We start from the raw sequence: 10,836 nt of genomic DNA on the forward strand, positions 1-10,836 counted from the left end.
GGCGTTTTTGCTTGTGTTCGGTCTTTAGCCGATTACGATTTTGTTCTTCCCGGTATTCTTAGCCTCGTAAAGTGCATCGTCTGCTTTCTGAAATGTAGAATTTTTGGAATCTATACCTATAAAATCGTGCATACCGATACTGACGGTTACGCTTTTGCCGTTCATTTCCGCAAAAGGGGTATCGGAGATGGACGTTAGAATATGCTTCATAATCTCATGAGAATGATCAAGGGTTTTAGAAGTCAGAATGACGACAAATTCTTCCCCGCCAAAGCGAGCCGCGAAATCATCAGGACCGACATGCTCGAGGAGGATCGCTGCAACCTTTTGTAATACGATATCTCCAACGGAATGCCCATAGGAATCATTTACTTTTTTGAAGTTGTCGATGTCCATAACGGCTAGTTGCATGGGAAATGGATTACTCTGCTGATGATCGATCAGCCATCCTAAGTATTCATGAAACGTCTTATGATTATAAAGGTCTGTCAGAGGATCGATCTTGGATAGCCGATCCATGATTATATTCTGAATGCGTAATTCCTGTTCTGACTTTACGGAGTTCTCCAGTGATCTCATCAAATCACGCCCACGACCGATGACTGCAAAGCCTGCTAAAGCAGTAGCAGCAAAAATAAGAACAATAATGATAGTTTGGGTGATGGGGACGTATCCGTGATTAGATGCCTTGATGAATAAAATGATCGTGTACAGTAGACAAACAGCAGAAGAGGCTATCATATAACTAGACTTCATATAGATCATGGATACAAGCAGCGGCAGCAGCATAATTAATGACATTACATACAGTTCATCATTGAGATTGATGATAATCAGAAGCGCAAATAAATGGCTCGCTACTGTAATAGCTAGCTCGGACCATAAGGGTTTCCATCTATAGATAAATTCCAGAATAATGATCAAAGTCAATATGATGAAATCAGGAATCAGCGACTGATTAATAAACTCTCCCATGGTTAGGGTATCCGAATGTTGGCCCCATAGGCATTGAGAAACAAACATATGAATACTTAAATCCACAATCAGGATGATCCAGAATGCATTAAGCAGCACGCGATTCCAATGGGTCTGACGAGGAGTTTGAGATGTAGTATGCATAATGTGTTCCTCTTTTCCAGTGGCAATTTGCTTATATATTCGACAATAATTACGGATTCCCTCTCGACCAATTATCTCCAAATATATTCGTATATTACGGTAACGTTGGTGTAGGTCCTCCAGGGATATGGATTTGCGTGTGAAAAGACTGATCGAAAAGGAATAGTATAGAAAGTATTTCCTTTAATTAACTCTGCTGATATAATGTTAGAATACATAACATCAATCGAGTGGAGTGGGAATAATGATGCAGATTCGCCCTAGCCAGATTTTTGTAGTCGTCCTGTTGCTCCTTGTCAGTGTTTACAGTTTGTTGATAGACATGTTCTGGATTCATAAGCTGGTAATCATCCTGCTTATGGCTTCTCTAGGCTGGGTCCTACTAAATTTGTCCCGCTACGGTTACCGCAAAGAAGCGCTGCTGAAGGAGTCGCAGAATAAAGTTGAGCTGCTTGGCAATGAGATTGTAGTTACTTCGGACCGACTGCATGGTGCACTCGAAGAAATCAGTCGTCATACAGAAGAGCTGCAGCGGACAGCAGATTATTCACATGAATACGAGATGGATTTGCGGATTCGCAGTAACGAAGCTAAAGCTAATATTGAAGGTGCTTATCAGACAATGGGCGGAGTAGCATCCGTTACCGCACATATCGAAGAGTTGACGGAGAGACTGGGGTCAAATATGAAATATGCTCGTCAAGGAATGACAACCATGGTTGATTCCTTGAGCATCGCAGATACTGTGATGAAGGATTTACAGATGCAGAGCGGGGACATGTTAGCTAAGTTTACTATCTTGAGTAATCATATTGCGATGGTAGAAGAGATTAATACGCTTATTAACGGGATTGTGGATGAGACCTCACTGTTAGCGCTTAATGCTTCCATAGAAGCGGCCCGGGCCGGGGAACAGGGCCGCGGATTTGCGGTGGTGGCCAGCCGGATTCGGCAGCTGGCTGATCAAAGCAAGAGCTCGGTAGACCGTTCCTCTGGCATCTTGCTCGACATTAATAACGGAGTACAGCAGGTGCTGGAATCCGTGACGAAAGAGCAAGCTTCAGTGGAACGTGGGGTGAACGAGGTCGGCACTGTGAAGCTTCGACTCGATGATATCGCGTCGAGAGTCGATGAGGTAGGCAGCGCCGTAACAGAAACCATCGATGCTGCCGCGAAGCAGAGCAAGCTGATTGTTGAAGTGACGACGGAGCTGAGTGGGGCAGTGGCTATCGTGAATGAGACGATTGCCAATGTCGATCTTACGCTGGAACAAGTGACACGGCAGCGGAGCCAGATCGGGCAGCTGAACGAAGTCAGCGCTAATCTGTTAGCGGAGTCGCAATCGTTGCAGCAATCGGTTACCAGCATAGCAGCCCGAGAAGAAATCGAGATGAGCCAATATGCAGCCCGGCTTCAAGAAATGCAGAGTCTCTTGGAGACAATTTCAGCTAAGGAAGAACTGTACGACCCGGATACTGAAGTTCATCAAGGTGTTTTGACCTCTTACATTAAAAAAATTCCGGATGTACAAGCCATTTGGTCCAATCGGACGGATGGGACCTTTATCTATTCCGAGCCAGCGGCTGGCCTCTTGAATGCCAAGCGACGTGATTGGTGGAATGGGGCCATAAATGAAGGTCAATATGTCTCGAAGCCATATGTATCAGCGATTACGAAGCGTTCTTGTGTTACATTATCCAGAGCGATTAAGAATCGTCAGGGAGATGTCGTTGGTGTAGTAGGTATCGATTTGGCGGTGTAATAAAACCAGAAAAGCAAGCCCTGCTATATTGGGGGCTTGCTTTTTGTTATTTTAGGTAGTGCTGATCTGCAATTGTTTCCACGTCGCCTGCCAGTTCTTTTTAATAACTCGTTGTTCATAAATAGGGAGTAAGCTCGGGTTTTCAGTAAAATGTGGGGTAGGTCGTAATACTACATGAATAACATCGGAAATTCCGTGTGGAGCGACTAGGATGATTTTACCTGATGGACTTAGGGAGAGTCCAAGCGCTGTGGCGGTTTCCGGAAACTTGGATATCGCATCAACAGCTGATGTATAAGGTGGAAGTTGATTGACGGTATGCATTCTTGCTTCATTTTTAACAGACCAGGGAACATTGGGGTTTAAATCTCTTAGCTTCGCCTCCCAATCCTTCTCCACTTCCTCTTGAAGATTGCTGTCGTCATAATAAATAACATCAACATCTGGCAAAGGTGTCCGTTCTTCAAAGCCGTGAAGGGTGTCCCAAATTTTTGCACGCACAAAGCCAGCGCAAACCCACCAGTCAGGTAACTGCAGCGATCTAGCATTTTCTAATATATCCATCATCCAGGGATCATTTTGTACAAGCTGTATGATATCTGCCTCGTGTTCTAATTTTTGCAAACCGCCCACCTCCGTATATGTATGTTTTTATTCTGTTCATATCATACAACAAGAGTTTCAATAGAGGTATTAAAGGATAGGCTGAATGGACAGAGGCATGAACTATCTTTATAATAAGTCGACATCTAGTCCTTTGGAGGCGGAGACCGTGCAATATACGTTTACGATTTTACTGCAATTATTCGAAAGAGCTGCACTACTGCTGATGTGTCTGTTCGTGCTGACTCGTCTGCCGCGGTTTAAAGAGATTTTTCAAAAAGGAACCTACGCCCCGCAGGAGCTTGCCATAGCGACGACGATATTCAGTTTATTTGCCATCTTCGGTACCTATAGTGGCATTAATGTGGAAGGCTCGCTTGTGAATGTGCGAATTATCGCCATCGTGTCTGGTGGGATTTTGTTCGGGCCATGGGTAGGACTCATAACAGGCATCATCTCAGGGGTTCACCGTTTTTTAATTGATATCGGAGGGGTAACCTCTCTTCCTTGTCTGATTACGAGTATTACCGCAGGGATTGTGTCAGGGGTAATATACCGCCGCACTTCTGGTGAACGTCGCTGGATGGCCGGTATTTTGGCCGGGATGGCCTGTGAAGCCCTGACGATGCTGCTCATTCTAGTGATGGCGCAGCCGTCGTCACTGGGTGTGGATATCGTGTCCAAAATTGCTTTTCCGATGATTATGAGCCAGATTAGTGTGGGTCTGATTGTCATGCTAGTGCAGAGTGTGGAAGGTGAAAAGGAACGGATTGCGGCGAAGCAGTCCAAGCTGGCACTGGATATTGCCAATAAGACCTTGCCTTATTTTCGCAATATTAATCCCGAGTCGCTTCGTACCATCTGCCAAATTATCAAAGAAGATATCGGTGCAGACGCTGTAGCTATTTCGGATACAAGACTCATTCTCGCTTACGTTGGTGTGGGAGAAGAGGATTATACTACGACCAATGAAATTATAAGTGAAGAAACTAAGGTGACGTTGTCCAGTGGTGAAATTACGATCCGTAACGACGATAGCGATTATGTGAATCCGGAGATTAAATCGCTGATTATTATTCCATTGAAGGAAAAAGGCGAAGTGACGGGAGCGCTCAAAATCTATTACACCAGAGCCCACAAGATCACTTATTCTCTACAAGCTATGGCTGTAGGTTTGTCGCAAATGATCTCTACGCTAATGGAAGTATCGCGGGTTGAGGGCATTAAAGAAATGGCGAACAAAGCGGAGCTAAAGGCGCTGCAGACAAGCATTAACCCACACTTTCTGTTCAATGCGCTGAACGCGATTGCGTCCTCGATTCGGATTAACCCGGATAAGGCGCGCGAGCTGATCGTGAATCTGTCCGGTTATATGAGATACAATCTGGAGCTAACGGATGAATTCATTGATATTAAGCGCGAGCTGCAACAGGTTCAACAATACGTAGAGATTGAAAAAGCCCGCTTCGGAAGCCGGCTTAATGTCCTCTATGATATTGATGAGGTTCAGGTTCGGATTCCGAGTCTAATCATTCAGCCGCTTGTAGAGAATGCGATCATACATGGCATACTGAAGGTACGAGGGACGGGAACCGTAACGATTTCAGTAAAAGATCAAGGCGATAATGTACGAGTTGGCATTCGGGATACCGGAGCTGGCATCAGCGAAGAAACCATAGAGAAGGTCTATGCTGGTGATATGCCGGAGAATAAGATCGGACTGTTTAATGTACATCAACGGGTCAAGCTCATCTATGGAACTGGTCTTACGATTCAGAGGCTCGATAAAGGGACGAACATTTATTTTGATGTCAAAAAGGAGGGCCTATGAGAGCAATTATCGTGGAGGATGAAGAGCTAGCGAGACAGGAACTGGCTTATTTAATAGAGACTCATAGCGGAATCGACATTGCCGCACAATTTGAAGATGGGCTGGATGCACTCAAATTTTTACAGGTTGAGACGGTAGATGTGATTTTCCTGGACATTAACATTCCCTCGATCGACGGAGTCCTGCTGGCTCAGAATATTAGCAGATTCTCGGTAAAACCTTATATAGTGTTTATTACTGCGTATAAGGAGCATGCCGCCGAGGCGTTTGAGATTGAAGCATTTGACTATATTCTTAAACCCTACAGTGAGGTTCGCATTAAGGCTATGCTGCACAAGCTAGAGGGGGCGTTCGCTGCTCGCGGAAGACAGGGGGAAGAGGAACGTAATCCAGTAAGTGATAAGGTGAATCTGTGGAAAAATGAAAAGATTATCGTAGTGAATGCTGATGATATTTATTACGCCTCCGCACAAGAGAAAAGTACGAGTGTAGTAACTAAAGGTGAGGAATATAGTATGGCGCTCAGCATCAGCGATTTTTATAATCGACTGCCGGAGGATCGTTTTTTCCGCTGCCATCGTTCCTATATCGTTAACCTGTCCAAAATCAAGGAAATCATCCCTTGGTTCAACAATACATACTTGCTGCGCCTGCATGATTTGGAGTTTGAGGTGCCGGTAAGTCGAAGCAAGGTAAAGGAATTCAGGCAGATCATGCGCCTATAAATGCAGTTCATTCTTCATTTTCGTCATCTCATGCCAGATTTCTCTCAACAACCGTTGGTTTAGCTACAATAAAGAGGCAATAGAAGCTCTTGTAGCAGATCACGAGAGGGAAAGAAGGAATAGACCATGACTTCGACGATGGACAACAAAAACGCCAAACGGTGGCTTATCGTATTAGGAACAGTAATTATGCAGATGGGTCTAGGTACCATTTATACATGGAGCTTGTTCAATGCACATCTGGTAACAAAATTCGGGTGGGAGCTTAATTCTGTTTCGATTACGTTTTCGATCACGAGCTTTGCACTCGCTTTTGCGACTTTGTTCGCAGGGAAATTGCAGGATCGTTTTGGTCTTCGCCGGTTAACTGCCGCCGCAGGGATTGTGCTTGGTCTAGGATTGATTCTTAGCTCTCAGGCGGATTCGCTTCTAATGTTCTATATATTGGCTGGTGTAATCGTTGGTTTTGCAGACGGAACAGCTTATATCACTTCATTATCTAACTTAATTAAATGGTTTCCGAATAATAAAGGCTTAATCTCCGGTGTGTCCGTGGGTGCTTACGGAACGGGGAGTTTGATTTTTAAATATATCAATGGTAGTTTGATCGACTCGGTGGGTGTGTCTAATACGTTTATGTATTGGGGCATGATTGTTATGGTGATGATTGTAATCGGTTCCTTACTCGTCAGAGAAGCTCCAGTACAAGCGGCATCACTGGGTGCAACAGCAACATCGACTATCGCTAAACCAAAAGACTACACGGTAAAAGAAATGCTACGCACGAAAGAAGCTTATCTGTTATTCATTATTTTCTTTACCGCTTGTATGTGTGGTCTGTATTTGATCGGTATTGTAAAAGACATCGGTGTGCAGCTGGCTGGACTTGATGTACAGACGGCAGCTAATGCGGTAGCGATGATCGCAATTTTTAATACAGCAGGACGTTTGATCTTGGGTGCCTTGTCTGACAAAATGAGCCGTTTGAAGCTGGTAGGCGCTTCGCTTGCAGTAACGGCAGCCGCTATGTTGACCCTTAGCTATGCGACGCTGAATTTCGGACTGTTCTTCACTTGTGTAGCTGCCATTGCATTCTGCTTCGGGGGTAACATTACAGTGTTCCCGGCGATTGTCAGTGACTTCTTTGGTCTTAAGAATCATAGTAAGAACTATGGAATCGTATATCAAGGTTTCGGTATTGGAGCCCTTTCAGGTTCGTTCATCGCCGTCTTCCTGGGCGGGTTTAAACCTACTTTCGTGATCTTTGGTCTCCTGTGTCTGCTGGCCTGTATCATCGCAATTTCGCTAAAACCGCCGGTGGAGAAAGCGAAAGAGAAGAAAGCGCTTCGGCTCAAAGCTACAGAACGGACGGCTTAAAGGTAAAAAGACAATAAATTAAACAAAGACGTACAAACTGACAACAGTTGTACGTCTTTTTTCTATTGGCGGGCAGTAGTCCGTGGAGCATGTGAAACAAAAAAACTAAGGTGATCTGAATTCAGAATGAATTACTCATTGGAGAATATTACAGAAACACGGTCCGTATTGCAGCTATTATTGATTTTTGGCTCATTCTGCTAGGGTTACTGACTGTATAGCTCTTATTAGCCTCTACATGTGTATAATTGGAGTGAATTTGGGAGAATCGTTCGGTTTACATAGACACTTTTTTCGCTGCCCAAGTGTTATAGAAGATATAAAGGTTAAGGAGGTGCTTACAACGCCACAGGATTCGCTAGACCCAAAGGAGCTGGAAGAGTTAATCATTAGTATTCAAAAGGGCAATATCGAACGGTATGCTTTTATTGTTAGAGCTTTCCAAACGCCAATCTACCGCTATTGCTATCGTTTGTTAGAAAACAAGCAGGATGCGGAGGACGCAGTTCAGGATGTTTTGGTAAAAGGCTATCAATCTATCCATCAATACAAGCCGCAGATGCATTTCTCGGCATGGCTCTATCGAATCGCGTATCATCATTGCTTAAACCTGCTGCGCAGACGGCGTTTGCAAAAGCGAGTCATGAGTATCTTCAAGCCTGATTTTATGTCTGCAAGTCCTGAACAAGAGCTGGATGATCGGTTGTTTAATCCCTCATTGTCAGCCGCTTTAGCACAGTTGTCGCTGGAAGAGAGGAATATGCTTATTCTGCGGGTGTTCGAGGAAAAAACTTATGCGGAGATAAGCGGAATTCTTGGGGTCAGTCCCAATGCACTGACGAAGAGAATGAACCGGATCAAGCGGAAGGTGCAGGAAGCTATGAAATTGGAGGAGGAGATCAGATGGAACGAACCACAATCAGCGATGAATACCAAAATATAATTTATGCCTCAGCCGGGAATGAACTTCTGGGTGAGATCGATGTAGAAGAGAGGGTTATGGGACATATCCGTGGCATATCAGATCGAAAGCGATCATTCTCGCTCTCGCTGAAGACGATGAATAAAACAACGGCAGTGGCCAGTATGTTAGCTTTGTTCCTGATGATCTCAGTGACAGCGTATGCTGCATCGGAATATATACAGATCCGCAATAGTGAAGGCGTAGTAAAGGTTCAGCATGTTGCGCCGAATGAATCTGCAGGAGTAGCTTCCTATGATAAGTATGCACAAAAAGTAGATGCTTTCGCTAAACCGGGAGAATTGATCGCCTATCTTGTGAACAATAATGCGGGTGCAACAGAATTGTCTTTTAAGTATAAAGAGCAGCGGATAGGCGGATATTCTGATTTCTTGAAGGAAATCAAGCGGACAGGGGCGCCGATGCTTCCTGCATTGGCAGCAGGGTATGCTTTTGAATATGGGGTTATAAACCCTAATCATCCGACTACGGATGCGGAGAAGAACAGTTCTCTATATCAGGAGACGTTACAAGATCTTACTGCCCAAGCAAACAAAGATAAGGGAAGTAGTAATTTATTTATGAAGGCTATACCTTGGTCGGAACCAGGCTGGATCAGTGCAATTTATTCGAAGAATAATGCTTTTATAGGTATCTCTGCCACGATCATGCATGGCGGGAAAGTGTTCGTGGAGCAAGAACCTGAGAATCAAGCGGATAAGATTATAGTGGCTGGCACAGAAGTGATCTATAACAAAGTAGTGAAGGAAGAGGTAAGCTACGATTATCTGAATTGGTATAACGAGAAGCAGGATGCGTATTATACACTCAGCAGCTACGGAGATAAGATTTTGAGTAAGGAGCAATTTTTACAGTTGGCTGGGGAGCTGTTGAAGTAGATTCTTATAGTCTTGTAGTTGCATGCGCTAAGTTAGTTGTACTATATACAATTAAAGTTAACTAATACGTTTATATAAGCCCTGTAGTTGTATTTAATACAGCTATTGCTGGTTAGATTAGTGGAAATAAACGTTTTTACGGATTTTAGTTGTAGAGAATGCAATTAAGGAAGAGGATATGGGAGAGTTGATTCAGATATAAAAGAAGGTACCCCTAATGCGAAGCTTTAGGGATACCTTCTTTATATTCTTAAGTCGAAAGATCGATCAGGGTTAGCCTTCCAGCAGCAGTGCTTCTGGATCTTCCAGTAATTCCTTCACTTTGACAAGGAAGCTAACCGCTTCAGAGCCGTCAACGATCCGGTGATCGTAGGAAAGGGCGATATACATCATTGGACGGTTAACGGTTCTTTCTTCGTCCAGCGCAATTGGACGCAATTGAATCTTATGCATCCCTAGAATACCTACTTGAGGGGTATTCAGAATCGGGGTGGATAATAGGGAACCGAATACACCGCCGTTGGTGATAGTGAACGTACCGCCTTGAAGCTCGGAGAGACTAAGTGTATTAGCGCGTGCCTTGGAAGCGAGTTCGCCAATCTGACGTTCGATTTCCGGGAAACTGAGGCGATCTGCGTCACGGACAACCGGAACCACCAGACCTTCCTTAGCTGCAACGGCAATACCGATATCGTAGAATTTCTTAACGACCAGATCTTCACCGTCAATTTCTGCGTTCAGCAGAGGGTAGGTCTTCAGCGCACCGATCACGGCTTTGGTGAAGAAGGACATGAAGCCTAGTCCTACTTCATGCTTCTCTTTAAAAGCATCCTTGCGGCGCTTGCGGATGTCGAGGATCGCTGTCATGTCCACCTCGTTGAAGGTGGTCAGCATGGCTGCGGTCTGCTGCGCTTCTACCAAGCGGCTGGCAATCGTGAGCCGTCTGCGCGACATGCGCTTGCGCTCCACGTTCTTGCCATCCTCCGGCGCGGCTTTGCTCGCTGCCGGCTTCGCTGGCTCCGGCTTGGCTTGTGCCGCCGGAGCTACCGGTGCAGCGGCCTGTGACGCTGCTGCACCATGACCCGACACATCGGCCTGACCAATCCGGCCGATAGGATCACGGGCGCTAACATCGCCGAGGTCGATGCCGCGCTCCCGTGCCAGCTTGCGTGCGCCCGGCGATGCCAATGCAGCGGGGCTTTCGCCACCCGCTACAGCGACTTCGGGCGCTGCTACAGGTGCGGCTGCTGCGCTGCCGCTTGCCGGTGCCGCTTCAGGCGCTTTGCTCTCAGCGGCCTGCGATGTACTACCGCTAGCGGCTCCAATGATGCCGATGGCTTCGCCAACTGCTACGTTCTCGCCCGCTTGACGTAGGATGGAGGAGATGACACCCTCCACCTCCGCACTAATTTCCAAATTCACTTTATCCGTCTCTAACTCAGCAAGCACATCACCTTGACCTACCGTGTCGCCTTCTTTAACCAGCCATTTGTAGATGGTTCCTTCGGATATAGATTCTCCCAGATCGGGTACTAAGATTTCTGACACAGGCCGTTACC

The 10,836-nt window shown here is 45.5% G+C and carries 9 protein-coding genes; 6 read left to right on the forward strand and 3 right to left on the reverse strand.

Translation table 11 applies throughout. The features are described 5' to 3' along the window. Positions 1-24: 24 nt before the first annotated feature. Positions 25-1,119 (reverse strand): GGDEF domain-containing protein, encoded by a 1,095-nt coding sequence (locus MKY19_RS01760; RefSeq protein ID WP_339799879.1) that lies wholly within the window; start codon positions 1,117-1,119, stop codon positions 25-27. 244 nt (positions 1,120-1,363) lie between these two features. Between MKY19_RS01760 and MKY19_RS01765 the strand changes: the two genes are divergently transcribed. After that, the gene (locus tag MKY19_RS01765; RefSeq protein WP_339799881.1) at positions 1,364-2,881 is read left to right on the forward strand and encodes a methyl-accepting chemotaxis protein; all 1,518 of its coding nucleotides are present in this window, start codon (positions 1,364-1,366) and stop codon (positions 2,879-2,881) included. A 51-nt stretch (positions 2,882-2,932) separates the two neighbouring features. On the opposite strand, the gene MKY19_RS01770 is transcribed toward MKY19_RS01765, so the two are convergent. Further along, positions 2,933-3,448: a nucleotidyltransferase family protein gene (locus MKY19_RS01770; protein WP_339804113.1), complete on the reverse strand. Its 516-nt coding sequence runs from the start codon at positions 3,446-3,448 to the stop codon at positions 2,933-2,935. A 262-nt stretch (positions 3,449-3,710) separates the two neighbouring features. On the opposite strand from MKY19_RS01770, the gene MKY19_RS01775 reads away from it, so the two are divergent. From MKY19_RS01775 to MKY19_RS01795, 5 genes are all read left to right on the forward strand, one after another. Next, complete coding sequence (locus MKY19_RS01775; protein WP_339804116.1) at positions 3,711-5,315, forward strand: sensor histidine kinase; 1,605 nt, start codon at positions 3,711-3,713, stop codon at positions 5,313-5,315. Further along, positions 5,312-6,040 (forward strand): LytTR family DNA-binding domain-containing protein, encoded by a 729-nt coding sequence (locus MKY19_RS01780; protein ID WP_339799883.1) that lies wholly within the window; start codon positions 5,312-5,314, stop codon positions 6,038-6,040. Before MKY19_RS01775 ends, MKY19_RS01780 begins: the two co-directional genes overlap by 4 nt. A 138-nt stretch (positions 6,041-6,178) precedes the next feature. Continuing rightward, positions 6,179-7,417 carry an OFA family MFS transporter gene (locus MKY19_RS01785; protein ID WP_339799885.1) on the forward strand — a complete coding sequence of 413 codons (1,239 nt, stop codon included), beginning with the start codon at positions 6,179-6,181 and terminating at the stop codon, positions 7,415-7,417. Between the two features lie 334 nt (positions 7,418-7,751). After that, a complete protein-coding gene (locus MKY19_RS01790) occupies positions 7,752-8,360 on the forward strand; it encodes an RNA polymerase sigma factor (protein ID WP_339799887.1) in 609 nt (202 codons plus the stop codon). Then, positions 8,321-9,277, forward strand: coding sequence for a hypothetical protein (locus MKY19_RS01795; protein ID WP_339799889.1), 957 nt, complete (start codon positions 8,321-8,323; stop codon positions 9,275-9,277). The genes MKY19_RS01790 and MKY19_RS01795 overlap by 40 nt, the downstream gene beginning before the upstream one ends. 273 nt (positions 9,278-9,550) lie before the next feature. Here the strand turns inward: MKY19_RS01795 and odhB are convergent, their stop codons facing one another. Then, the gene (gene odhB, locus MKY19_RS01800) at positions 9,551-10,825 is read right to left on the reverse strand and encodes a 2-oxoglutarate dehydrogenase complex dihydrolipoyllysine-residue succinyltransferase (RefSeq protein ID WP_339268340.1); all 1,275 of its coding nucleotides are present in this window, start codon (positions 10,823-10,825) and stop codon (positions 9,551-9,553) included. Positions 10,826-10,836: the final 11 nt, after the last annotated feature.

This window comes from Paenibacillus sp. FSL R5-0744, from assembly GCF_037972555.1.
Taxonomy (GTDB): Bacteria; Bacillota; Bacilli; order Paenibacillales; family Paenibacillaceae; genus Paenibacillus_AQ.

Excerpts from the sequence above, each read along its gene's own strand:
- MKY19_RS01785 (WP_339799885.1), top strand. The coding sequence starts at position 6,179 with ATGGACAACAAAAACGCCAAACGGTGGCTTATCGTATTAGGAACAGTA.
- MKY19_RS01760 (WP_339799879.1), bottom strand. The coding sequence starts at position 1,119 with ATGCATACTACATCTCAAACTCCTCGTCAGACCCATTGGAATCGCGTG.
- MKY19_RS01765 (WP_339799881.1), top strand. The coding sequence starts at position 1,364 with ATGATGCAGATTCGCCCTAGCCAGATTTTTGTAGTCGTCCTGTTGCTC.
- MKY19_RS01780 (WP_339799883.1), top strand. The coding sequence starts at position 5,312 with ATGAGAGCAATTATCGTGGAGGATGAAGAGCTAGCGAGACAGGAACTG.
- MKY19_RS01775 (WP_339804116.1), top strand. The coding sequence starts at position 3,711 with ATGTGTCTGTTCGTGCTGACTCGTCTGCCGCGGTTTAAAGAGATTTTT.
- MKY19_RS01770 (WP_339804113.1), bottom strand. The coding sequence starts at position 3,448 with ATGATGGATATATTAGAAAATGCTAGATCGCTGCAGTTACCTGACTGG.
- MKY19_RS01795 (WP_339799889.1), top strand. The coding sequence starts at position 8,321 with ATGGAACGAACCACAATCAGCGATGAATACCAAAATATAATTTATGCC.